Raw genomic sequence first — 24,387 nt, 5'->3', positions numbered from 1 at the left:
CGACGCTGATGAACATTTTGCTCACCGGCTCCACCGGTTTTGTGGGCCGCACCGTGGCTTCCGCACTCACCCGTGCAGGACACCAGGTGCACGGCGGCGTATCACCCCGGCACCAGTCACACGGCGCCTTGCAGGTGCCCATGGACTTTGCGCGCGACACCTCGGCCCAGGCCTGGCTGCCGCGCCTGGCGGGCATCGATGCCGTGGTGAATGCTGTGGGGGTGCTGCGCGACAGCCGTGCGCGCCCCATCGACGCCGTGCACCAGCACACGCCCGTCGCGCTGTTTGATGCCTGCGCCCAGGCGGGTGTGCGGCGCGTGGTGCATGTCTCGGCCCTGGGCATTGAAGGCAGCGCCACCCGCTATGCCACCACCAAACGCGCGGCAGACACGCACCTGCTGGCGCTGGCCCAACAAGGTGCATTGCACCCCGCCATCCTGCGCCCCAGTGTGGTGTTTGGCAAAGGCGGCGACAGCAGTGCGCTGTTCATGAACCTGGCGCGCTTGCCAGTGGCGCTGTTCCCCGGCCCCATGCTCACGGCGCGGGTGCAGCCCGTGTCGGTGCACGATCTGGCCGCCGCCATCGTTTCACTGCTGGGGCCCGCCATCTCCACCCAGGGGATCGTCGAGTGCGCTGGGCCGGAGGCCCTGACCATGGGCGATTTCATTGCCAGCTTGCGCCAGCAACTGGGCCATGGCAAAGCCCATGTGCTGCGCCTGCCCGACCCGCTCACCCAGCTGAGCGCTCGCCTGGGCGACGCAGTGCCCAGCGTGCCCTGGTGCACCGAAACCCTCACCATGCTGGGCAGCGACAACGTGGGCAACCCCGCCGTGTTCGAGCAGCTGCTGGGCCGCAAGGCGGTGCATTACAGCCAGCTGGTGGCGACCGCCTGGCACTGACGCGTACCGGCTGTGCCCTCGTCACTGGGGCACGAAGTCCGACGGATACCGCAGCGAATCCACCAGCAGGTGCGACATGCGCATGCCCAGATTGATGCCATTTGGAGGAATGGGCTGGGTGAACCACTTGTCGTACAGGCGGTGCAGCTCCCGCGTCTGGATGAGCCGCCGCAGCTCCGTATCGACCACGGCCTTGAGCGCAGGGTCGTTGCGCTCGAACGCCACCGCATAGGGCTCGATGGTCATGGGCTTGCCAATCACCTTCAGGTCCTGCGGGCGGGCATGGCTGGCACGCAGGCCATAGAGCAGCACATCGTCCATCGCAAAGCCGTCCACCCTGCCATCCACCACCCAGCCAAAGCCCTCGGCATGGTCACGGGCGGGCTCGATCCGCAGGCGCACTGATTTGTTGGCAGCCTCGCGCGCCAGCGAATCGATGTTGGTGGTGCCCACCGTCGAAGCCACGGTCTTGCCGTCGAGGTCTTCGATGCGCTCGAAGGGGCGCTGGCTCTGCACCACGATGCGTGATGACGCAATGAAGTGCGCAATGGTGAAAGCCACCCGCTGCCTGCGCGCAGCCGTGTTGGTGGTGGAGCCGCATTCCAGGTCCACATCGCCGCGCTCGATGGCCTCAAAGCGGTTGCCCGACGTGACCTGACGGTAGTCCACCCGCAGGTCGCGCCGCTGCAGATGGCGACCGATGGCCTGTGCGATCTGCAGGCACACGTCCACGCTGTAGCCCACGGGCACCCCATTGGCCACATAGGACATCGGCAGAGAAGATTCGCGGTGGCCGATGACCACTCTTCCCGTGGCCTGGATGCGCTGCAGCGTCTGGCCCGGAGGCTCCGCTGTGCGCGCCAAGGCGGGGCTTGGCACTTCCGCCTTCGCTGAGGTCGATAGGTCCGCAGCGATCCCCGTGTTCTGCGCGATGACTCCCGCCGTCGCACACGCAGCGCAGGCAGCAGCCAGCGCACGCACCATCCCAAACCTCGCGGGGTTCGCTTCACATGTCATGGCTTGCCTCTTCGAAGTTTTCGTGATGCCGCCTGGGCAATGGCCTGTGCGCTGGCTGGCGTACCGGGGCGCAGCGGCACGAGGGCTCTACAGCGCTATACCGCAGCCCGCGAAGCTGAAGGCGCAGTGGGGGGCGGGGCTTCCATGCCCGTGTTTCCGTACGCATGCCGCGCCAAGGCAGCCGCCAGCACCATGGACGGGTTGACCAGCGTCAGCCCCTCCAGCCGGGGGTGCTCTGACAGTGCGAGTGGAATTTCTGTGCAGCCCATGATGAGCGTGGAGACCCCATAGCGCTGCTGCAGCACCAGCGACACGGACTCGAACCGCTGGCGGGCCAGCGCGTAGTTGCCGGCCTTCACGCCGTCGTAGATGCCCTGCATCAGCTGATCGCGCTCACGGGGTTCGGGCACAAAGCAGTCGATGTCGCGGTGCTCCAGTTCGCGCTGGTACAGACCCGCCTCGTAGGCACCCCGCGTGGCCAGCAGACCCACGCCATGCACCTTGTGCAGCGCCAGGTCTGCAGCGACCTCTTGCACACCATGCAGCACCATCAACTGCGGAAAGCGCTGCTGCAGCAGGCCATGCCAGGCATGCGCCGTGTTGCAGGCAATGGCCACCACGCGCGCGCCCAGGGCCGCCAGGCGGCCCGTGGCCTGCAGCATCGGGTCTGCAGGCTGGTGGGCCCCGGGGCGGGTGTCGTGCAAGGCCGCCGTGCGGTCGGGAATGGGCACCTGCGCCAGCCAATGCTCAGGGTAAGCCTGGTCGTGCACAGGGATGCCCAGCGCCGCCATGCGGTCAGTGCAGGCCTGCACAAACAGGCGCACAAAGTCGGCACCCGCAGCAGGCCCCATGCCCCCCAGAATACCCACCACCTGCGGGGCCGGAGGGTGCGGGGTGGACGGCAACATGCTCACACCCATCACAGCGCAGGCTTGTCGCTCTGGGCCACCAGGTTGTCGCGCAGCTCCTTGCTCATGGGCAGGTTGAGGTTCTGGCCGCGCGGGGGCACTGGCGACATGAACCACTTGGTGTAGAGCTTGTCGAACTCGCCCGACTTCATCATCCCGCCGATCACGCCGTTGACCAGCGTCTGGAACTGCGGGTCGTCCTTGCGCAGCATGCAGGCATAGGGTTCGACCTGCAGCGAGTCGCCCACCACCACCCAGTCGGCCGGGTTGCGCGTGTTGCCCATCAATCCAAACAGCAGGATGTCGTCCATGGCGAAGGCCTCTGCACGGCCGGTGTCCACCAGCAGCAGCGAGTCCTCGTGGTCCTTGCCCAGCACGATATCCATGTCCAGGTTATTGTCGCGGTTGTACTTGCGGATCACCTGCGCGTTGGTGGTGCCCGACGTGCTGGCCACCTTTTTCTTGGCGAGGTCGGCGTAGTTCTTGACGCCCGAGGCCTTCTTGGTCAGTAGCCGGGTGCCGGTGTAGAAATAGTTGATGGCAAATTGCACATCCTTGCCGCGCGCCGTGTTGTTGGTGGTCGATCCGCACTCGAGGTCCACGGTGCCGTTGGTCAGCAGCGGAATGCGGTTTTGCGAAGTCACGGCCTGCAGCTCCACCTTGATGGCAGGGTTGTTCAACCGTTTCTTCACCGCATCGACCACGGCGTTGGAGATGTCCACCGACATGCCCACCGGGTTGCCCGGGCCTGCCAGATAACTGAAGGGCACCGACGACTCGCGGTAGGCCAGCGTGATCTTGCCGGAGTCGGCAATCTTCTTGAGGGTGTCGGCACTGGCCACGGTACTGGCCAGCACACCGGCGACCACGAGGACAGCAGCGGTGACAGCGGAGAGCTTCATGGGAATCCCTTTGCAAAAAATCAGGTGAACAGACAGTCGGACAGACGAGAAAGCAAGATGCAGGGGCACTGTAAAAATTTGCGGCCGTCTTGAACAATTCATTTGCGCGGGTCCACCATGATGAAAAGTTATGGCTCTGTTTCGGTGCACCTCCGCGCACCATCGTGGATCGTCCTGCCTTCTTTGCGGCCCTTGCATCCCGGTGCCCCCACCCCTCTCCCGGCGGCCCATCCTGAAAACACCAGGCGCTGACCAGTGCATAACTTCCTGGCATGGCAAGGCACTGCTTTGGCATTGTTCAGCAGGTGCACTGCCGCCTACATTCGTTGTCATCTCCTCCAACCGTTTCACTCTCTCCGATGCAGGTATGTGTATTGGGCGCAGGCATCGTCGGCCTGGCCACGGCGTATGAACTTCGACAGCGCGGCCTGCAGGTCACGGTCATCGACCAGGCGCAGCCCGGCACGGGCGCCAGCGGTGGTAATGGCGCGCAACTGAGCTACAGCTATGTACAACCGCTGGCGGACGCCAGCATCTGGCGGCAGCTGCCACGGTTGCTGCTCTCACCCACCTCCCCACTCAAGCTGCGCCTGCAGTGGGATACCCACCAGTGGCGCTGGGGGCTGGAGTTTCTGCGCGCCTGCAACCGGCAGACTTCCGAACGCAGCACCGCACAGCTACTGGCCCTGGCCGCCCTGAGCCGCCATCATCTGGAAACCATGCTGCAGGCAGAGTCTCTGGACTGCAATTTCTCCAGCACCGGCAAGCTGGTGCTGTACGACACCGCAGCCGGCCTGGCCGCTGCCCAACGCCAGATGGACCTGCAGCGCCAGTGGGGCAGCGAACAGCAGGCGGTTTCGGCCCAGCGTTGCGTGGAGCTTGAGCCAGCGCTGCAGCACTACCACCCGCGCATTGCCGGGGCCATCTACACCCCCAGTGAATGCGCTGCCGACTGCCTCCAGGTCTGCCAAGGCTTGCAGGCCGTGCTGGCCGCACGGGGGGTGCGCTTCATGCTGGGCGCCACGGTCCAAGGCTTTGTGCGCGAGGGATCCCGCATTGCTGCGGTGCAGACCAGTGCAGGAGCCATCGAGTCGCAGCAGTTTGTGCTGGCCCTGGGCAGCCGCAGCCAACAGGCGGCGCAGACGCTGGGGTTGCGCTTGCCGGTATACCCTCTAAAGGGCTACAGCATCACGCTCGATACCACCCCCACACCATCGGCAGCGCCTCGCATCAATGTGACCGATGCTGCACGCAAGGTGGTGTTTGCGCGCATCGGCCAGCGACTGCGGGTGGCGGGCATGGCCGAACTGGTGGGGCACGATGCACGCATACCTGCCGCGCGCATCCAGGGCCTGTGCGATGCCACCCGCGCCGTTTTCCCAACCTGCCATCAAGGCGGAGAGCTGCATGCCTGGACCGGCATGCGCCCCGCCACGCCCACCGGGCTGCCGGTGGTGGGCAGTTGGGTGGGGGCACCGGACAACTTGCTGCTCAACACAGGCCATGGCTCTTTGGGGTTCACGCTGGCGTTTGGCACGGCGGCGCAGGTGGCCGAGCTGCTGGCACCCGCCTGACTCTCCCGCACTCCCACGCTCCGCAGCCGCACAAGGCACCACCCGCCTCGGCAGGTGGCGCGTTCACTCCACCTCGGGCTGCAGGCCCACCGCTTCCAGCGTCTCTGCCACCGCCTGGCGCATGCATTGCGTCATGGCACTGGCCAGCAGTGAGCTGGGGCGGTTGACGGTGCGCAGCGACTTGATGGGCACGGCAATGTGCGGCGCCAGCGCCAGTACATCCACCTTGCTGCGGTCGGCCGATGCCGCTGTGCAGGCGTCCACCAGCGCCACCGCGTGACCATGGTGCGCCAGCGCCAGCGCCGCATGGTAGGTCTGCACCGTGAACGCCGTCTGCAGGCCCACGCCCGCCTCGCGGCACGCGTGGTTGACCACCGTGCCGATGGGGTCGCGCACATCCAGCCGCACCACCGGCGTGTCTGCCAGGTCGGCCAGATGCACCACACCGGCCGCCACCAGCACAGCACCCAGCATGCCCTTGGGAGCCACACACACCATGCGCCCATCGGCCAGATGCTCCTGCGTGAGCGCGGGGTGGGCGATGGCGCTGAACACAAAGCCCACATCCGCCTCCTGCAGCACCAGGGCCGAGACGATCTGGGGCGAGTGCAGCGCGTCGATGGTCACCTGCACATCCGGGTGCTTTTTCCTGAAAAAACGCAACGCACGCGGCAGCACCTCGTAGCTCAGCGCCAGCACGCTCAGGATATGCAACTCACCCTCACGCCGGTCGCTCTTGAGGCTGTTGGCCAGGCGCTGCACATCATCGAGCTGGGTGAACAGGCGCTCGATGTGCGGGTACAGGGTCTGTGCCTCGGTGGTGGGTACCAGCTTGCCCTTGAGCCGGTGGAACAACGGAAAGCCCAGCTGCAATTCAGCATGCGCCAGGATGCGGCTGACCGCAGGCTGCGTGACGTTGATGAGGCGGGCCGCCGCGCTCACGCTGCCGGTGAGCATGACGGCGTTGAAGACTTCTATGTGGCGAAGGCGCATATGCTGACGATGCAAGGAATGGGCCGCAAGCGCAATCCTTGCATGTACCCATTGCGAAATCGCGCACTCAAACCGCGCGCCTCGCACGCGCTTGCAGCTAAAGCGACATCGACGGCCGCAGCGCCATGGCCGCACGCCAGCGCAGCAAGTGCGGGTGCTGCTCGCCGGGCTTGTGCTTGACCACACGCGCAAAGTCCACCGCCACCACCGCCGTGATGTCGGCCACGCTGAAGCGGTCAGTGGCAATGAATTCGCGGCCCGCCAGGCGCTCATTGAGCAGCTGAAAGAACTGCCCCACACGCACCAACCCACGCTCGGCCAGGGCCGGGATTTGCGGGTAGTCCACCGCGCCGGGCAAGGCCCGGTTGGCCATGGCGGGTGCGCTGTTGCGCAACGCCTCGGCAATGGCCAACAGGCCCTCGAACTCCATGCGCCAGTTCCAGCTGGCAATCTCGGCCTTTTCTGCAGGCGTTTCGCCCAGCAATGCAGGCTGCGGGTAGCGCGCCTCGACATACGCGGTGATGGCCGCGTTGTCGGTCAGCAGCAAACCCTCTTCGGTGCGCAGCGCGGGCACCGTGCACTGCGGGTTGATCTGGCGGTAGGCATCGCCCAGTTGCTCGCCATTGCGCAGGTCCACCTGCACGGTGTCGTGGGCCACACCCTTTTCTGCCAGCAGGATGCGCGCCCGGCGCGGGCTGGGGGCGGTGGAACAGTCGTATAGGGTGATCATGGAGACGCCTTGCAAAAACACTCAACGTGCGGGTAAAGAAGCTGCCGCCGCCTCGATCTTGTCCTGCGTCTTGGTGTCAAAGTCGCTCGCGTCATGCCGCTCGCGCAACTGGCTGGCCAGATCACCCTGCACGCGGTTCACCTTGCGCCCCCGCTGCACTGCCGGGCGCTTGGCCACCTGTTCGGCCCAGCGCACCACATGCGTGTATTCGTGCACCTGCAAAAACTCGCCTGCGTTGTAGGCCTGCCCTTTCACCAGCAAGCCATACCAGGGCCAAATCGCAATGTCAGCCACCGTGTATTCATCGCCCGCCACGTACTCGGTCACGGCCAGGCGCTGGTTCAGCACATCCAGCTGGCGCTTGGCCTCCATCGCGTAGCGGTCAATCGCGTACTCGATCTTGACCGGGGCATAGGCATAAAAATGACCAAACCCGCCGCCCACGAAAGGTGCACTGCCCATCTGCCAGAACAGCCATGACAGGCACTCGGCGCGGGCCGCGCCGTCTTTGGGCAAGAAGGCGCTGCCGAACTTCTCGGCCAGGTACATCAGGATGGCGCCGGACTCAAACACCCGCACCGGGTTGGCCGGGTCGGTGCGGTCCAGCAGCGCGGGGATCTTGGAATTAGGGTTCACAGACACGAACCCGCTGCCAAACTGCTCACCCTCATTGATGCGGATCAGCCACGCGTCGTACTCCGCCCCGCTGTGGCCCAGCGCCAGCAGCTCTTCCAGCATCACCGTCACCTTCACGCCATTGGGCGTGCCCAGCGAATACAGCTGCAGCGGGTGACGGCCTACGGGCAGTTCCTTGTCGTGCGTGGCGCCGGCAATGGGCCGGTTGATGCTGGCGAACTGGCCGCCGTTTTCTTTGTTCCACTGCCAGATGGCGGGGGGGGTGTAGGGGGTGGACATGGGACTCCAAACAATGAGGGGGAGGCTAGCGAACGGACTCGCCAGCCATTACCAAATTAGTTTAGCGATGCTGCTTGTTCTGCGCTGGCCCAGGGTGAATGGCCAAACAAGACGTTTGTCCGCGACTTCATCGGGCACTCAAGTAGTAGTCAGAGACCTGCCTCTCTGCCATGCTTCCAGGAGCGATTCTCGAAATTGTCAGTGACACAAGCCCAATAACCTTAGCAAAAACTGTCTCTCGACTCTGGTCTCCACCCGGTTCCAATGACATCCAAATCGGCTTGCCGGAAAAGCTTCGATAAAAGGTGGAATTGGCAGTACTGAAGTCAGCCTCTATGAGATGTGTCCAAGTCTTGGTCTCCGGTCTAGCCGTATGTGTGTAATGCAGGAGCGTATCGGCTGCAGTCTGGAAGGACGGAACCAAAGCGAATCCATCAAGTGTCCAGACGAAATCCACCAAGCTCTGCTTTTCAACGATCAGTTCGGAAACTTCGCGTCCGAAATTACTGAAACCAGAGTTAAGACCCACAACACCGATAAGCGGCTTATCACTCGAGCTATTGTCAAATCCGACGTACTTGTTGTATCTATTGAGTTCCCTGTCAGTCTTCAACGTCGAAGCACGGCCAGTTGAATCAATAACTTTGGCCAAATGATCAAGGGCATCCGCGAGAGTCTTTTTAGTGAGTGTGCGTTTTGCCTCAATCAATCCAATAGTTGCCTCGATCGGAAGCACTTCTATTGTTGAACTAGACAATTGCAGTAGCGGTGGAATGTGGTTGTCCGCAATCAACAAATCGCACTGTGGAAGATTCTTCTTTTCTGCAAGCAGCTCCGGGGTAGCAATGTATCCGCTGGTCACACGAAACTGCCCAGGAACAACATATTTGGAAAATGTTTGACGCAGGAACTGTTCGCACAGAGAGCCACTAGTCTTCAGCTCACCATCTAGCCCCCCCCTCCTTCTGCAACAACAGATCTGATTCAGCTAGAACCAACTCCAACTGCCGAAGATAAACCTTGTGTAGATCAGTAATCGTAGGCATGGAGTGGTCGTCAAAAACTAAATAACTAATCTTGCTATCAAGATGATCGATCTATGGCGCTTGAGTCTCACAATCTCAATGCGCCTTATCCCAGTTCGGCCCCACCCCCACCTCTGCCAATAACGGCACCTTCAGCGCCGCCACTTCCGCCATCAGGCGCGGGATGTGGGTCTTGAGCCAGTCCACCTCGCTCTCGGGCAGCTCGAACACCAGTTCGTCGTGCACCTGCATGATCATTTGGATGCCCGGCTTGTGCGCATCCAGCTCCTTCTGCACGGACACCATGGCCAGCTTGATGAGGTCCGCCGCCGTCCCCTGCATGGGCGCGTTGATGGCCGCACGCTCGGCCCCAGCGCGGCGGGGGCCGTTGGGGGAATTGATCTCGGGCAGGTACAGGCGGCGGCCAAACACGGTTTCGACATAGCCCATGGATTTGGCAGCGGCCTTGGTGTCGTCCATGTACTGCTTCACGCCGGGGTAGCGCTGGAAGTATTTGTCGATGTACGCGGCGGCGGCCTTGGTTTCTATACCCAGGTTCTTGGCCAGGCCAAAGCTGCTCATGCCGTAGATAAGGCCAAAGTTGATGACCTTGGCATAGCGGCGTTGCTCGCTGGTGACCTGATCCACCTCCACCCCAAACACTTCGGCAGCGGTGGCGCGATGCACGTCCAGCCCGGCGTGGAAGGCGTGCAGCAGCGAGTGGTCGCCGCTCAGGTGGGCCATGATGCGCAGCTCGATCTGCGAGTAGTCGGCACTCGCAATGACTCGACCTGCGGGGGCCACAAAGGCCTCGCGCACGCGGCGACCTTCGGGGGTGCGGATGGGGATGTTCTGCAGGTTGGGGTCGTTGCTGGACAAGCGCCCAGTCACAGCCACGGCCTGCGCGTAGTGCGTGTGGACGCGGCCTGTGCGTGGCAGCGCCAGCTGGGCCAGCTTGTCGGTATAGGTGCCTTTGAGCTTGACGAGGCCCCGGTGCTCCAGCAGTTTGGCGGGCAGGGGGTAGTCCTCGGCCAGCTTTTCCAGCACTTCTTCGTCGGTGCTGCGGGCGCCGGTGGCGGTCTTCTTCACCACGGGCATGCCCAGCTTGTCGAAGAAGATTTCGCCCAGCTGCTTGGGGCTGCTCAGGTTGAAGGGCTGGCCTGCAATCTCGTACGCCTCGGTTTCGAGCTGCAAGATGCGCTGGCCCAGTTCGTGACTTTGGGCGGCCAGCGTGGGCGCGTCAATCAGCACGCCGTTGCGTTCGATGCGGTACAGGGCTTCGCTGCTGGCAATCTCCAGCTCGTAGATGAAGCGCAGTTTGTCGTCTGCCTGCAGCAGCGGCCACAGGGCGTTGTGCACGTCCAGGGTCTGGTCCGAGTCTTCGCACGAATAGGCAGCGGCCTTGTCCACCGGCACTTGCGCAAACGGAATCTGGTGCGCGCCTTTGCCGCACAGGTCTTCGTAGGTGATGCCTTTGCGGCCCGTGTGGCGCTCGGCCAGGCTGGTCAGGTTGTGGGGCTTGTGCACTTCGAGCACGTAGCTTTGCAGCATGGTGTCGTGTGTGTAGCCCTGCACCTCGATGCCGTGGTTGGCGAACACATGGCGGTCGTATTTGATGTGCTGGCCCAGCTTGTGGTGCTTGGGGTCTTCCAGCCAAGGCTTGAGGCGGGCAAGCACTTCATCCAACGGCAGTTGCGCGGGCGCGTCGGGGCCTTCGTGCCGCAGGGGGATGTAGGCGGCCTCGCCGGGCTGCACGCTGAAACTGATGCCGACGATTTGCGCGCGCATTTCGTCGAGGGAGTCGGTTTCGGTGTCGATGGCGGTGAGTGGGGCTTTGTGCAGGCGCTCCAGCCACTGGTCGAAGTCCGCCCAGTTCAGGATGGTGTCGTACACCACGGTGCGGTGCTGGGCTTCTTCGGCCACGGTGCTGGCGGAGTGGTCGGCAAACAGATCGCCGCTCTGGCCGGGCATGGCGACGGTGGGGGCTGCTGTGGCCGGGGCTGCAGCACCCTTGATCGCACTGGCCAGGCCCTTAAAGCCATACTTTTCGTAAAACGGCAGCAGGCCGGCGTTGTCCGGCGTGTCCAGCGTGATGTCATCAAACGCGGGCAACCCGGGGATGTAGTCGGCCAGCGCGCAGTCGGTCTTCATGGTGACCAGCTGGCGGCTCAAGGCCAGCTGGCCGCTGGCAATCGCCTCGCGCAGGTTGTTGCCCGCCACGCCCTTGATGGCGTCGGCGTTGGCGATCAGGTTGTCGAGCGAACCATATTCTTCCAGCCACTTGGCGGCCGTTTTGGGGCCCACTTTGGTCACGCCGGGCACGTTGTCCACGGTGTCGCCCACCAGCGCCTGGTAGTCCACCATCAGCGTGGGTGGCACGCCAAACTCTGCTGTCACGCCCGCCACATCGCGGCGCTTGCCGCTCATGGTGTCGATGATCGTAATGTGCTCGTTGACCAGCTGGCTCAAATCCTTGTCGCCGCTGGACACGATGACCTCAATGCCCTGTGCGGCCGCCACGTGGGCCAAGGTGGCGATCACGTCGTCGGCCTCCACGCCGGGCACGGCCACCACCTTCCAGCCCAGCAGGTCCACCACCTCATGGATGGGCTCGATCTGGCTGCGCAGGTCGTCGGGCATGGGCGAGCGCGTGGCCTTGTACTCGGTGTACAAGGCATCGCGGAAGGTGGGGCCCGATGCGTCGAACACGCACACAGCGTAGTCGGCCACCACCTCTTTGCGCAGGGCCTGCATCATGTTGATCATGCCGCGAATGGCACCGGTGGCAGGGCTTGTGGGGTCGCCCGGCGCAGCCCGCAGGTCGGGCATGGCGTGGAAGGCGCGGTAGAGGTAGCTGGAGCCGTCCACCAGCACCAGGGTCTTTTTGTTGCTCATCCGGCAATTGTGCACGGGCAGCGCCCGCCGGGCGGCGCTCTACAATCGCCCGATGCGCGCTGTTCACCTTCTCCTGCTGCTGGGCATGGCCTGCGGCAATGCCTTGGCCCAAACCCCATCTCCATCCCCTGCACCCGCCGCTGCGGGCACCCAGCGCGAGGCGCTGCCCGACCCCGAGCCCCTGTCAGGCCGCACCAACCAGCGCACGGAGCGCATCCAGATCGAAGACGCAGGCAGCCGTGTGGACGAGCTGCGGGTCGGCGGGCAAACCCAGAACATCTCGGTGCAGCCCAAGACCGGCAACCTGCCCGCCTACGAAGTGCAGTCGCCTGATGGCGCGCGCAGCCGCGCCGGTGGCAACAATGGCGCCGAAACCACCACGGCGCCCCGCGTCTGGAACGTGTTCAAGTTCTGATGGGTGGCAGGGTGGCGCGCATGCACTGCGTTGCCACCGGTTAAGCCCCGCCCGTTGTCCCGCCCCTTCCCCTTCTCTTTTCTTCGACCCCCTGAGCGATGGCCGTTTTTACCGAAGTCTCCAATCCCGAGGCGCGCGAGTTGCTGCGCCGTTTGCAACTGGGCGAGCTGGTGGAGCTGCGCGGCATTGAGGGCGGCATCGAGAACACCAACTACTTTCTGACCAGCGACCAGGGCGAGTTCGTGCTGACACTGTTCGAGCGCCTCACGGCCGAGCAGCTGCCTTTCTACCTGTACCTGATGAAGCACCTGGCGCACGGCGGCGTGCCCGTGCCCGACCCGCGTGCTGACAAGAACGGCGACATCCTGCACACCGTGAGTGGCAAACCCGCCGCCGTGGTCAACAAGCTGCGCGGCAAGAGCCAGCTGACCCCGCAGGGCGTGCACTGCGCGGCCGTGGGCACCATGCTGGCCCGCATGCACCTGGCGGGCCGCGACTTTGACCGCCACCAGCCCAACCTGCGCGGGCTGCCCTGGTGGAACGAGACGGTGCCGGTGGTGCTGCCCCACATTGACGACGCACAGGCCGCATTGCTGCGGTCCGAGCTGGCCTACCAGAACCATGTGGCCGCCAGCTCCGCCTATGCCGCCCTGCCGCGCGGGCCCGTGCATGCCGACCTGTTCCGCGACAACGTGATGTTCGAGGGGGAAGAGCTGACGGGCTTCTTCGACTTCTACTTTGCAGGGGTGGACACCTGGCTGTTTGACCTGGCCGTGTGCCTGAACGACTGGTGCATCGACCTGCCCACCGGCGCCCACGATGCCGAGCGCGCCACGCGCATGCTGGACGCTTACCAGGCCGTGCGTCCGCTGACGGCCGCCGAGCGCGAGTTGCTGCCCGCCATGCTGCGCGCAGGGGCGCTGCGGTTCTGGATCTCACGCCTGTGGGACTTCTACCTGCCGCGCGAGGCCTCCATGCTAAAGCCGCACGACCCCACGCACTTCGAGCGCGTGCTGCGCGGGCGCCTGGCCCTGCCCGTACACGCGGGCTGATCCCACCACAGGCGAGCAGCCTCTAACCCCTGGCCCCGCCACCGGTTTGGGGCAGTGGGGTAAATTCGACCTCATTCGCCCCCTCGACATCCGATGCCGCTAGGTGCCCCCCATGGGCGCTGGGGCGCAGTCGGCGGTGCGGGCCCCTCCTCCTTTCCAACGTATTCATGAAACTCCATATCGTCCCCGCGCGCACCGGCATGGCCTGGGTCAAGCTCGGCGTTCGGGCGTTCTGGCGCCAGCCCATGGCGCTGGCTGCGCTGTTCTTCATGACCATGGCGGCCATGTCGCTGGCCACCATGATCCCGCTGGTGGGTCCGGCCATTGCACTGGCACTGCTGCCGTCTGCCACGCTGGCCATGATGGTGGCGGCAGCGCAGGCATCGCAAGGGCGGTTTCCGATGCCCACGGTGCTGCTGGTGGCGTTTCGCACTGGGCGCGAGCGGCTGCGCGACATGCTCACATTGGGTGTGCTGTATGCGGTGGCTTTTCTCGGCATCATGGGCCTGTCGGCCCTGCTGGACGGCGGCCAGTTTGCGCAGGTTTACCTGGGTGGCGCGCCCATGACCCGGGAGATTGCCGAGAACCCGGACTTCCAGCGCGCCATGTGGCTGTCGATGCTGCTGTACCTGCCGCTGTCGCTGCTGTTCTGGCATGCACCGGGCCTCGTGCACTGGCATGGCGTGCCGCCGGTCAAGGCGCTGTTCTTCTCCATCGTGGCCTGCGTGCGCAACTTTGGTGCGTTCCTCGTCTACGGGCTGGGCTGGCTGGGTGTGTTTCTGCTGGGCGGGCTGGTGGTCAGCATCGTGTCGGCCCTGCTGGCCGTGGCGGGGCTTGCGGGATCGATGGCCGGTGGCATCATGGTAGGCGCTGCCATGATGATGGCGGCCATGTTCTTCACCTCGGTGGTCTTCACATTCCGCGACTGCTTCGAGCCCCCCTACACCCCCCAGCAAGAAGAGGCGCCCCATGACAACCCGCCCCCCAGCCCCCCCGGCGCACCACCTGCAAGGCCGCTCTGACGACGAGCTGGTCTGGTTCCAACGGCGCAGCGTGGTGCAGGCTGCCGCGCTGTGGGTGGCAGGCGGTGGCTGGGTGGCCGCCCATGCCCAGGCGCGCAGCAACATCGTGGAGGTGCGCGGCGACGTACTGCGCAATGGCGAGCCCCTGACGGCCCAGCACACCATCACCGCCAACGACCGCATCGAAACCGGGCCGGGCGCCAGCCTGGTGTTCTCGGTGGGTGACAGCGCCTTCATGGTGCGGCAGAACTCACGCATGGCGATGGAGAGCGACACCCCCACGGCCGTCAAGCTGTTGCGCCTGCTCAGCGGTGCGGTGGCCACGGTGTGGGGGCGCGGCCCCGACCGGCAGATTGCGCTGCCCACCGCCACGGCGGGCATCCGCGGCACAGGGGTGTATGCCGAGGTATTTGCCGACCAGGACCAGCGCGGCTACCTCTGCAACTGTTATGGCACGGTGGAGCTGATGGCGGGCGGCGAACGCCTGGTGAGCCAGTCCAGCTACCACCAGTCGTTCTGGGCCGAGCCCGCGCCCCGCAATGGCCGGCTGCTGACACCGGCCGGTGCCATCAACCACACGGACGAAGAGATGGAGTTCTTGGCGGGGCTGGTCAACCAGCGCACCGCGTGGCAGGTGTCGGGCCGCAAGGGCATCAAGGACGGCAGCGGCGGCGCGGCCGCACCGTCCAACAACTACGGAACCGGCAACTCCTACGGCCCGCCCGGCTCCCGGGACTGAACGCTGCTCGGCGGTATTCAGCCGCACTGCCCTGCAGCGCACGCGCCGCAATGGCTGCGCGGCGCGCCTTGAGGTGCCGTTACGCAGTGCGCAAGGCACCGCGTCAAACCGTCACACAAACGTCAAACCACTGTCACGGGGCGTTCCTAGGATCGCGGGCTGGACTCCATGCCACCCGCCTACTACGCCTTTTCCAACAAGGCTCCCGGTCGGATCAGGGCGTGGCATGCCCGTTCGCATACCCACTTGGAAACACCCCGAAAATGACCCAACCGACGATGCCCACCCGCCGCAAGGCCCTGCAACTGCTGGCCGGCGTTCCCATGCTGCCGCTCAGCGCCAGCGCCTCGGCCGCCCTGCTGACCGCCTGCGGTGGCAGCGACTCCGCCGCGCCCGGCTATGTGTCGGCCAGCTTCACGTCGATGGCAGCCCCTACCCTGGCCAACGCCGCTGCCATGGCCACCACCACCGTGGGCTCCACGCTCAACCTCAAGCTCAGCGACGACTCGGTGCGCTCGTACCAGCTGGCTTACCAGCCGTTCTTCGTGACGGGCGACATGGTGTCCGACGGCAAGGGCGGCACCATCCTGTCGGGTGGCTACTACGACATCAACAACAAGCCCATCATCGACGCCACGGTGGCTGGCAAGGAGCGCCAGTACTTCTCGGACTCGCCCGACGGCACCTCGCTGCTGACCGTGGCCAACCCCACCGTGACCGGCCTCAAAGGCAAGGCCGTGTTTGCCGTGGTGCAGTTTGAATACACCACCTGGGCGCAAGACGGCAAGACCGACATGTACGGCAAGCTGCCCTCGCCCATCGCCGTGCTGACGCTGGACCAGGACCAGACCACCGGCAAGCTGAGCCTGGTGAAGTACCACAACGTGGACACCTCCAAGGTGCACGGCCTGTGGATCACCTGCGGCGCCAGCCTGTCGCCCTGGGGCACCCACCTGTCGAGCGAAGAGTACGAACCCGATGCGTTCAGCATCGCCAGCAACGCCATGTTCAAGGCCTACAGCAAGAACCTGTATGGCGACGAAACCAAGGCCAACCCCTACCACTACGGCCACATGCCCGAAGTGACGGTGAACCCCGACGGCACCGCCAGCATCAAGAAGCATTTCTGCATGGGCCGCATCTCGCACGAGCTGGTACAGGTGATGCCTGACAACCGCACGGCGCTGATGGGCGACGACGCCACCAACAGCGGCTACTTCGTGTTCGTGGCCGACAAGGAAAAAGACCTGTCGTCCGGCACGCTGTACGTGGCCAAGGTGGGCAGCGGCTTCTCCATCGACCCCAAGGTGGGCACGGCGGCGCCCCTCACCTGGATCAAGATGGGCTCGGCCACCAGCGCCGAGATCGAGAACCTGGCCAACACGCTCAAGCCCACGGACATCATGACCGTGAAGACCACCGACCCGGCCGATGCCAGCTACACCAAGATCGTGGCCAACGGCAAGACCGAGTGGATCAAGCTGAACCCCGGCATGGAAAAGGCCGCTGCCTTCCTGGAAACCCACCGCTACGCCGCCTACCTCGGCGCCAGCCTGGGCTTCACCAAGATGGAAGGCACCACGGTCAACGCCAAGGACAAGATTGCCTACTCTGCGCTGCAGAACATCCAGTCGTCCATGGTGGCAGGCAATGCCGCCAACGTGCCGGGCAACGGCATCTCGGTGCCCAAGCAACTGGTGGCCGGCGCCGTGATGGCGCTGAACCTCAAGGGTGGCCAGAAGGACACCGCTGGCGGCACCATCAACAGCGAATGGATGCCCGTGGACACCAAGGTGCTGCTGGCCGGTGAGGACATCACCGCCGACGCCCTGGGCAACACCGCCAACCCCAACAACATCGCCAACCCGGACAACCTCAAGTTCTCCGAAAAGATGCGCACCCTGTTCATCGGCGAAGACAGCAGCCAGCACGTCAACAACTTCCTGTGGGCCTACAACGTGGACACCAAGCAGTTGTCGCGCGTGATGTCGATCCCCTCGGGCGGCGAGTCCACCGGCCTGCACGCCGTGGACGAGATCAACGGCTGGACGTACATCATGAGCAACTTCCAGCACGCCGGTGACTGGGGCGCCATCCACAGCGTGGTCAAGGACACGCTGGACCCGATGATCAAGGCCAACTACAAGAACAAGAACGGCGCGGCCGTGGGCTACCTGACGGCAGCGGCCAAGCAGCCCAGCCTGAACCAGGCCTGAACTCAGCCTGAGCGAAGGGCCAACAGGGCTGCACCCGGTGCGGCCCGCTTCAAAAACCAACGGGGCCTCAGGGCCCCGTTGTCATTGGCGGCCCCGGTTTGCTATACAAACAATAGCTACCAGGGCATAAGGTACTAGCGCTAGCAGGCGATCTGGCTCAAAACGCGCTATTCAACCACCGTCAGCTTGGCCACCGACAGCGCCAGCCACTTGGTGCCGTGGCGCGGAAAGTTGACCTGTGCACGTGCGTCGTCGCCGGTGCCTTCAATGGCCAGCACCTTGCCCTCGCCAAATTTGGTGTGAAAAACGGCAATGCCCGCGCGCAGGCCATGCGAGGGCACCGCCTTCTGCACAGGCACCGGGGGGCTGGCAAATGTCTCGGATTTGAAGCCAAATTGGCCTCTAGTGCCAGATCCATATGCGCCACCAGCTCCTGAATTAGTAGCAAAACTGGGCGCATACGAGCCAAAGCCCTGCTGCTTGGGCGTGATCCACTTGAGGGCCGCTTCGGGCAGCTCGTCAAAAAACCGGCTCTTGATGTTGTAGCGCGTCTGCCCGTGCAGCATGCGCGTTTGCGAGTGGCTCAGGTACAGGCGCTTGCGGGCGCGGGTGATGGCCACGTACATCAGACGGCGCTCCTCCTCCAGGCCGTCGCGGTCGCTGGCGGAGTTCTCGTGGGGGAACAGGCCCTCCTCCATGCCGCCGATGAACACGCAGTCAAACTCCAGCCCCTTGCTGGCGTGCACCGTCATGAGCTGCACAGCGTCCTGCCCAGCTTGGGCCTGGTTGTCACCGGCTTCGAGCGCGGCGTGGGTCAGGAAGGCGGCCAGGGGCGAGAGGGTTTCGCCGGTGTCGGCGTCCACGATGCCGGGCACAGCGGGTTTCAAAGGCTCGTCGAGTACGGGCGCGTTCGGGTCCAGCCCTTGGCTGACCACGCTTTGGGCGAGCGGCGTGCCGTGCTCGTCCAGCGGCAGCGCCACCGCGTCACGGCCAAAGCCCTCTTGCGTGACAAAGCTCTCGGCGGCGTTGACCAGTTCCTCCAGGTTCTCGATGCGATCGGCGCCTTCCTTCTCGGTGCGAAAGTGCTCCACCAGCCCCGTGGATTCGAGCATCTGCTCGATGATGCCGCGCAGGTTCAGGCCCTGGGTCTGCTCGCGCAGCACATCCACCATGGCCACAAACGCGCCCAGGTTGGCCCCCGCCTTGCCGGGCACGGCGCTCACCGCGTCGTGCAACGAGCAGCCTGCGGCGCGGGCCGCGTCCTGCAGCACCTCGATGCTGCGCGCGCCAATGCCACGCGGCGGAAAGTTGACGACCCGCGTGAAGCTGGTGTCGTCGTGCGGGTTCTCCAACAGGCGCAGATAGGCCAGCGCGTGCTTGATTTCGGCACGCTCAAAAAACCGCAGGCCGCCGTACACACGGTAGGGCACGCTGGCATTGAACAATGCCGATTCGATCACCCGGCTTTGCGCATTGCTGCGATAGAGCACAGCGATTTCCTTGCGCTCAAAGCCGTCGTTGCGCACCAGTTGCTTGATCTCATCGACCATCCACTGCGCCTCGGCCAGGTCGGAGCTGGCCTCGTACACACGCACGGGCTCGCCCGCGCCCTGCGTGGTGCGGAGGTTCTTGCCCAGGCGGCGGCTGTTGTGGCTGATGAGGTGGTTGGCCGAGTCGAGGATGTTGCTGTAGCTGCGGTAGTTCTGCTCCAGCTTGATCTGGCGCTGCACATCGAATTCGCGCACAAAGTCGGTCATGTTGCCCACGCGCGCGCCACGGAAGGCGTAGATGCTCTGGTCATCGTCGCCCACAGCGATCACGCTGCCACGTGCCTCGTAGCGCCCGCCCACGTCGTTGCCCGCCAGTTGCTTGAGCCAGGCGTACTGCAGCTTGTTGGTGTCCTGGAACTCATCGACCAGGATGTGCTGGAACCGGCGCTGGTAGTGCTCGCGGATCGGGTCGTTGTCGCGCAGCAGCTCGTAAGACCGCAGCATCAGCTCGCCGAAGTCCACCACGCCTTCGCGCTGGCATTGCTCTTCGTACAGCTGGTAGACCTCGACCTTCTTGCGGGCGTCGCTGTCGTGCGTGGGAACGTCGCCGGGACGCATGCCCTCTTCTTTGCAGCTGGCGATGAAGTACGACAGCTGCTTGGGAGGAAAGCGCTCCTCGTCCACGTTGTGCTGCTTGCACAGGCGCTTGATGGCCGAGAGCTGGTCTTGCGTATCCAGGATCTGGAACGACTGCGGCAGCCCCGCTGCCTTGTGGTGCGCGCGCAGCAGCCGGTTGCACAGGCCATGGAAGGTGCCAATCCACATGCCACGCACGTTGACCGGCAGCATGGCCGACAGGCGGGCCACCATCTCCTTGGCAGCCTTGTTAGTGAATGTGACGGCCAGAATGCCGCCGGGCGTGGCGTAGCCGTTTTGCAGCAGCCAGGCAATCCGGGTGGTCAGCACCCGGGTCTTGCCCGACCCCGCCCCCGCCAGGATGAGCGCATGGCCTGCGGGCAAGGTCACCGCAGCCAGTTGTTCATCGTTCAGGTGGGCCAGAAGGGGGGATGCGGCCGAGGGCGCACCGGAGTGTGGGGGCACCAGGGCATCTGGCACACCCGAAAACGGGTCTTGTGGGAACATCCAGCCATTGTAGAAAGCACCCTGCCCCACGCCGCCTCGCACCATGAAAAACATTGCCCTCACCCTGGCCAGCCTGTGGCTGGCCCTGGCGCACGCCCCCCAGGCGATGGCCCAGGCCAGTTGCAGCAGCGACGGCACACCCAGGCCTGTGGCCGTGTTCGAGCGCTTCATCAGCGCCGACTGCGAGTCCTGCTGGGGCGATGCGGCCGCCCCGGCACCGTCAGCCAAGGCAGGTGCCGTGGTGCTGGACTGGATCGTGCCGGGCAAGGCGGGCGACGACGCCCCCCTGTCGGCTGCGGCCTCGACCGACGCGCTGCCCCGCCTGCAAACCCTGGGGCGCAAGCCCCCCATCTCCACCGATGTGTACGTCACCCAGGTCGGTTTAGCCGCGCGTGGCCGGTTGCGTGTGGCCCATGGGGTGGCGTTCAATGACTATGTGGGCACAGGCATCGCCTTCACCCCCTCCCCTGCGGCGCCACAGCGCACTGCGACTGCCACGCCCCTCGCCTTTTACCTGTTGCTGGTAGAGGCCATACCCGCAGGTACTGACGGCACCGTTGTACCCCGCTACATCGTACGCAATCAGTTCGAGGGTGCCTGGCCCCTGGCACAGCGGCCCGCACGCAGCAAGGGCAAGCCGTGGGCATGGATGGAAACCCGCTCTATGCGCATCCCCGATGGCGCACAGGCCGACAGGCTGCATCTGGTTGGCTGGGTGCAGGATGCCTCGGGCAGCATCGTGGCGGCCGCCCAATCCGTATGCAGGTAATACCGGTGCCGTTATGACGGCCCTTTGGCAGGCGGGTAGAATCAATCACCGGGCCCAAGTTTCTTGACGCCCGGTTTTTTGTGCCTGCGCTCAGCAGGGTTCGGAGTGACTGTCACGTCCACTCCCGCAAAGCCGGTCTGACAGCCAAGCGCCCACCGCCGTCGAAATCGTTTGGCGGCGTCCCTTTATGGAGCTTGGAATCTCATGGAAATCTTCGACTACGACAACATCCTGCTGCTGCCCCGCAAGTGCCGCGTGGAAAGCCGCTCGGAATGCGACGCCAGTGTGGAGCTGGGCGGTCGCCGCTTTCGCCTGCCGGTGGTGCCCGCCAACATGAAGACCGTGGTGGACGAAACCATCTGCACCTGGATGGCGCAGAACGGTTACTTCTACGTCATGCACCGCTTTGACCTGGACAACATCCAGTTCGTCAAGGATATGCATGCCAAGGGCTGCTATGCATCGATCTCGCTCGGTGTGAAGCAACCCGACTACGCCACCGTGGACCAGCTGGTGGCACAGGGCATCACGCCCGAGTACATCACCATCGACATTGCCCATGGCCATGCCGACAGCGTGAAGAACATGATCGGCTACCTGAAAAAGCACCTGCCGCAGTCGTTTGTGATTGCTGGCAACGTCGCCACGCCCGAAGCCATCATCGACCTGGAAAACTGGGGCGCCGACGCCACCAAGGTGGGCGTGGGTCCGGGCAAGGTGTGCATCACCAAGCTCAAGACCGGTTTTGGCACGGGCGGCTGGCAGCTGTCGGCCCTCAAGTGGTGTGCCCGCGTGGCCACCAAGCCCATCATTGCCGACGGGGGCATCCGCAGCCACGGTGACATTGCCAAGAGCATCCGCTTTGGCGCCAGCATGGTGATGATCGGCTCGCTGTTTGCGGGCCACGAGGAATCCCCCGGCAAGACGGTGGAAGTGGACGGCGCGCTGTTCAAGGAGTACTACGGCTCGGCCAGTGACTTCAACAAGGGCGAATACAAGCATGTCGAAGGCAAGCGCATCCTGGAGCCCATCAAAGGCAAACTGGCCGAAACGCTCATCGAGATGGAGCAGGACGTGCAAAGCTCCATCAGCTACGCGGGCGGCACCAAGCTGATGGACGTGCGCAAGGTGAACTATGTGATCCTGGGCGGCGACAACGCAGGCGAACATCTGCTGATGTAATTCAGCACCCTGGCGCGGATCGTCGCCCGGTCATCAGGCCCGCAGCAGGTTCTGCGCCATGTGGTGCAGGTCATGCCCGGGCTTGGCCAGGGCATCGACGATGCTGAAGTGGTTCAACCCCGGCAAGGCCACGCTGCGGGGTACAAAATGGCTGCCCCAGGCATCCTGCATGAGCTGGTTCTGGCGCAGGAACTCGGGGCTTTCATCCGCCCCGACGGCGCAATACAGCCTGCCGGTGGGCGGCTCCAGCAAGCGCGCGGGGCTGCATTGCAGCACCTGCTGTTCGGTCAGGTGCAACACCGACTGGTACATGGGCGTGTGCATGATGGGCTCCAGGTCGTGCACCCCCGAGATCGACAGCGCATTGCGCACCAGGCCATCTGGCAAACCCTTTCCGATGAGCGGCCACACGCTGGTCAGCAGCAGCGCCGCCAGTTGCCCGCCGGCAGAATGCCCTGCTACCGTGATCCGCCGGGGGTCGCCACCATGGGCGGCGATCTGGTGCCACACCCAGCCCAGCGCCTTTTCCATCTGCCGCGCGATGTGGGGAATGGTCACCGGCGCATCGGGGGTGCCCGGGCACAGCGCGTAGTTCACCACCACCACACAAAACCCGGCCTGGGTGAAAGGCGGTGCGATGAACGAGTGATCCGATTTGTCGAGTGACCGCCAGTAACCGCCGTGAATGAACACCAGCACCGGCACCGGCCCACCCCCGGCACGGGCGGACGGAAACACGTCCAGGGTTTCCCCGGCACCCGTGCCATAGGCCACATCCAGCGCACAGGGGACAGTGGCTCGCACCTGGGCAGAGTCTTGAGCCCAACGCTCGAAGTAGTCCATGTGGTCAGGGACCAGGGCGCGGTTGTTGTACATGCGCTCCAGCCAGGCAGGGTCGTACAGGGGCAAGGTCATGGGCAAGGGTCTCCGAGTTATGTGGGCTGCCTTCGGTGCCATACCGCAGCCCGGCCAACAGGCTCGGCAGACGCAGGAACGGCGCTGGCGCTGCAGAATCATCTGGCCAATCGCCATACGCTGCAAGCTCCGTGACAGACTGGAGCGCCAAAAAGGCACATGATGACAACAGAGACACCCTTGTATCCCTCTTTGCAGCAGAACAACGCCATGACCACCACACCGCTTCGCATCGCCGTTCTTGGCATTGGCATGATGGGGTTGCCCATGGCCAGGCGGCTCAGCGAAGCAGGCCACAGGGTGCACGCATGGAACCGCACTCGCGCCAAAGCAGAACCGCTGGCGCAATGGGGTGTCACCGTGCACGGCAGCCCTGCCGATGCCGTCAAGGACGCGGACATTGTCATCAGCCTGCTCGAAAACGGTCCTGTCGTGGGCCAGGTTCTCTTTGAACAGGGCGCCGCGCGGGCAATGCGCCCGGGTGCTCTTTTCATCGACATGGCCTCCATCCAGCCCAGCGAGGCCCGTGACCACGCAGCCCGCCTGGGTGAGCTGGGCCTGACCCACCTGGATGCACCGGTATCCGGGGGCACCGTTGGCGCCGAAGCCGGCACTCTGGCCATCATGGCCGGCGGAAGGCCCGAGGACTATGCCCGCGCCCAGCCCGTGTTTGCCTGCCTGGGGCACGCCACGCACGTGGGGCCACACGGTGCCGGGCAGCTGGCCAAACTGGCCAACCAGATGATCGTGGGCATCACGATTGGCGCCGTGGCCGAAGCGCTGCTGTTTGCCGCCAAGGGTGGTGCCGACATGGCCAAGGTCCGCGAGGCCATTAGCGGCGGTTTTGCCGACAGCCGCATCCTGCAGCTGCATGGCCAGCGCATGGTGGAACGCGACTTCGCCCCCAGGGGCCGCATGGCGGTCCAACTGAAGGACATGCGCAATGCGTTGGCCACCGCCCGGGAAACAGGTTTCGACGCCCCCATCACAGCCCTGTTTGAGGCCTTGTATGCCGAGGGTGTGGACCACGGCCTGGGCGAGCTGGACCACAGCGGCCTCTTCGTCGAGCTGGCCAGCCGCAACGCAATGCAATAATTTTTGGGCGCGACTTGCAGAGTGTCCAAAAACTAGTGCATAATTCGAGGCTCTGCAGTGATGCAGACAAATTTTAAAGATTTGGGTTCTTAGCTCAGTTGGTAGAGCAGCGGACTCTTAATCCGTAGGTCGAGTGTTCGAGTCACTCAGGACCCACCAAATCAAGCCGCAAGGCACAAAAAGCCTGCTACCCATAAGTAGCAGGCTTTTTTGTTTCCAGACCGATTGTTTCTCCGCTCGCGGCAACCCGGCCCCATGGCCCGGAGTCGTCTGCCGGCAGCACCATCGTCTGGCCGCCTGGGGCCCACGGCCCCGGTGTCCACCTTCCACGGGTGGCAACGGATGTGTCTTTGCAAGAACCACCGCGTGTTCTGTCCGCCGTCAGCCCGCCAGGCAGCATGCCATCCGCCATGCCATGGTGACCAGCCAGAGCTACAGACGCGCACCGTTTTTTCGAACCATGAATCCAGGCAATCACTCTTCACGTACCT

The 24,387-nt window shown here is 64.4% G+C and carries 20 protein-coding genes and 1 tRNA gene; 11 read left to right on the top strand and 10 right to left on the bottom strand.

Annotated features, from left to right (window positions below):
• Positions 1 to 8 precede the first annotated feature (8 nt).
• On the top strand, positions 9 to 899 hold the full coding sequence (locus ASC83_RS09575) for an NAD-dependent epimerase/dehydratase family protein (RefSeq protein ID WP_056061162.1): 891 nt from the start codon (positions 9 to 11) through the stop codon (positions 897 to 899).
• A 21-nt stretch (positions 900 to 920) separates the two neighbouring features.
• Here the strand turns inward: ASC83_RS09575 and ASC83_RS09570 are convergent, their stop codons facing one another.
• The 3 genes from ASC83_RS09570 to ASC83_RS09560 form a co-directional block, all read right to left on the bottom strand.
• Positions 921 to 1,763, bottom strand: a complete 843-nt coding sequence (locus ASC83_RS09570; protein ID WP_235509347.1) for an amino acid ABC transporter substrate-binding protein — start codon at positions 1,761 to 1,763, stop codon at positions 921 to 923.
• A gap of 248 nt (positions 1,764 to 2,011) precedes the next feature.
• The gene (locus ASC83_RS09565; RefSeq protein WP_056062120.1) at positions 2,012 to 2,824 is read right to left on the bottom strand and encodes an aspartate/glutamate racemase family protein; all 813 of its coding nucleotides are present in this window, start codon (positions 2,822 to 2,824) and stop codon (positions 2,012 to 2,014) included.
• Between the two features lie 11 nt (positions 2,825 to 2,835).
• Complete coding sequence (locus ASC83_RS09560; protein WP_056061154.1) at positions 2,836 to 3,726, bottom strand: amino acid ABC transporter substrate-binding protein; 891 nt, start codon at positions 3,724 to 3,726, stop codon at positions 2,836 to 2,838.
• Between the two features lie 359 nt (positions 3,727 to 4,085).
• On the opposite strand from ASC83_RS09560, the gene ASC83_RS09555 reads away from it, so the two are divergent.
• Positions 4,086 to 5,300, top strand: coding sequence for a D-amino acid dehydrogenase (locus ASC83_RS09555; RefSeq protein ID WP_056061151.1), 1,215 nt, complete (start codon positions 4,086 to 4,088; stop codon positions 5,298 to 5,300).
• A gap of 63 nt (positions 5,301 to 5,363) precedes the next feature.
• Here the strand turns inward: ASC83_RS09555 and ASC83_RS09550 are convergent, their stop codons facing one another.
• The 5 genes from ASC83_RS09550 to polA all read right to left on the bottom strand — a co-directional run bounded on the left by ASC83_RS09550 (position 5,364) and on the right by polA (position 11,858).
• On the bottom strand, positions 5,364 to 6,293 hold the full coding sequence (locus ASC83_RS09550; RefSeq protein ID WP_056061149.1) for a LysR family transcriptional regulator: 930 nt from the start codon (positions 6,291 to 6,293) through the stop codon (positions 5,364 to 5,366).
• A 97-nt stretch (positions 6,294 to 6,390) separates the two neighbouring features.
• Positions 6,391 to 7,023, bottom strand: a complete 633-nt coding sequence (locus ASC83_RS09545; RefSeq protein WP_056061147.1) for a glutathione S-transferase family protein — start codon at positions 7,021 to 7,023, stop codon at positions 6,391 to 6,393.
• Between the two features lie 21 nt (positions 7,024 to 7,044).
• A complete protein-coding gene (gene yghU, locus ASC83_RS09540; protein WP_056061143.1) occupies positions 7,045 to 7,938 on the bottom strand; it encodes a glutathione-dependent disulfide-bond oxidoreductase in 894 nt (297 codons plus the stop codon).
• A gap of 127 nt (positions 7,939 to 8,065) precedes the next feature.
• A complete protein-coding gene (locus ASC83_RS23930) occupies positions 8,066 to 8,878 on the bottom strand; it encodes a DUF6602 domain-containing protein (protein ID WP_369816969.1) in 813 nt (270 codons plus the stop codon).
• 181 nt (positions 8,879 to 9,059) lie between these two features.
• Positions 9,060 to 11,858, bottom strand: coding sequence for a DNA polymerase I (gene polA, locus ASC83_RS09535; protein ID WP_056061142.1), 2,799 nt, complete (start codon positions 11,856 to 11,858; stop codon positions 9,060 to 9,062).
• 52 nt (positions 11,859 to 11,910) lie between these two features.
• Between polA and ASC83_RS09530 the strand changes: the two genes are divergently transcribed.
• The 5 genes from ASC83_RS09530 to ASC83_RS09510 all read left to right on the top strand — a co-directional run bounded on the left by ASC83_RS09530 (position 11,911) and on the right by ASC83_RS09510 (position 17,302).
• Entirely contained in the window at positions 11,911 to 12,273 is a 363-nt protein-coding gene (locus ASC83_RS09530) for a hypothetical protein (RefSeq protein WP_056061139.1), read from the top strand.
• A 98-nt stretch (positions 12,274 to 12,371) separates the two neighbouring features.
• On the top strand, positions 12,372 to 13,325 hold the full coding sequence (locus ASC83_RS09525) for a homoserine kinase (protein ID WP_056061136.1): 954 nt from the start codon (positions 12,372 to 12,374) through the stop codon (positions 13,323 to 13,325).
• Between the two features lie 167 nt (positions 13,326 to 13,492).
• Positions 13,493 to 14,347: a BPSS1780 family membrane protein gene (locus ASC83_RS09520; protein WP_056061135.1), complete on the top strand. Its 855-nt coding sequence runs from the start codon at positions 13,493 to 13,495 to the stop codon at positions 14,345 to 14,347.
• Positions 14,295 to 15,086, top strand: a complete 792-nt coding sequence (locus tag ASC83_RS09515) for a FecR domain-containing protein (RefSeq protein WP_056061132.1) — start codon at positions 14,295 to 14,297, stop codon at positions 15,084 to 15,086. The genes ASC83_RS09520 and ASC83_RS09515 overlap by 53 nt, the downstream gene beginning before the upstream one ends.
• A gap of 263 nt (positions 15,087 to 15,349) precedes the next feature.
• The gene (locus tag ASC83_RS09510; protein WP_056061129.1) at positions 15,350 to 17,302 is read left to right on the top strand and encodes a PhoX family phosphatase; all 1,953 of its coding nucleotides are present in this window, start codon (positions 15,350 to 15,352) and stop codon (positions 17,300 to 17,302) included.
• A gap of 167 nt (positions 17,303 to 17,469) precedes the next feature.
• On the opposite strand, the gene ASC83_RS09505 is transcribed toward ASC83_RS09510, so the two are convergent.
• Positions 17,470 to 19,935, bottom strand: a complete 2,466-nt coding sequence (locus tag ASC83_RS09505) for a UvrD-helicase domain-containing protein (RefSeq protein WP_056062118.1) — start codon at positions 19,933 to 19,935, stop codon at positions 17,470 to 17,472.
• 43 nt (positions 19,936 to 19,978) lie between these two features.
• On the opposite strand from ASC83_RS09505, the gene ASC83_RS09500 reads away from it, so the two are divergent.
• Both ASC83_RS09500 and ASC83_RS09495 read left to right on the top strand, forming a co-directional pair.
• A complete protein-coding gene (locus ASC83_RS09500) occupies positions 19,979 to 20,704 on the top strand; it encodes a hypothetical protein (protein ID WP_056061126.1) in 726 nt (241 codons plus the stop codon).
• 204 nt (positions 20,705 to 20,908) lie between these two features.
• Positions 20,909 to 21,886 carry a GMP reductase gene (locus ASC83_RS09495; RefSeq protein ID WP_056061124.1) on the top strand — a complete coding sequence of 326 codons (978 nt, stop codon included), beginning with the start codon at positions 20,909 to 20,911 and terminating at the stop codon, positions 21,884 to 21,886.
• A gap of 33 nt (positions 21,887 to 21,919) precedes the next feature.
• Here the strand turns inward: ASC83_RS09495 and ASC83_RS09490 are convergent, their stop codons facing one another.
• Positions 21,920 to 22,801: an alpha/beta hydrolase gene (locus ASC83_RS09490; protein ID WP_056061120.1), complete on the bottom strand. Its 882-nt coding sequence runs from the start codon at positions 22,799 to 22,801 to the stop codon at positions 21,920 to 21,922.
• Between the two features lie 210 nt (positions 22,802 to 23,011).
• On the opposite strand from ASC83_RS09490, the gene ASC83_RS09485 reads away from it, so the two are divergent.
• Positions 23,012 to 23,896, top strand: coding sequence for an NAD(P)-dependent oxidoreductase (locus ASC83_RS09485; protein ID WP_056062115.1), 885 nt, complete (start codon positions 23,012 to 23,014; stop codon positions 23,894 to 23,896).
• A gap of 83 nt (positions 23,897 to 23,979) precedes the next feature.
• Positions 23,980 to 24,055, top strand: a tRNA-Lys gene (locus ASC83_RS09480).
• Positions 24,056 to 24,387: the final 332 nt, after the last annotated feature.

Source organism: Acidovorax sp. Root402 (assembly GCF_001425125.1).
Classification (GTDB): domain Bacteria; phylum Pseudomonadota; class Gammaproteobacteria; order Burkholderiales; family Burkholderiaceae_C; genus Acidovorax; species Acidovorax delafieldii.
Note: the sequence above shows the minus strand (reverse complement) of the source record. Positions and strands in the feature narration are given on the sequence as shown.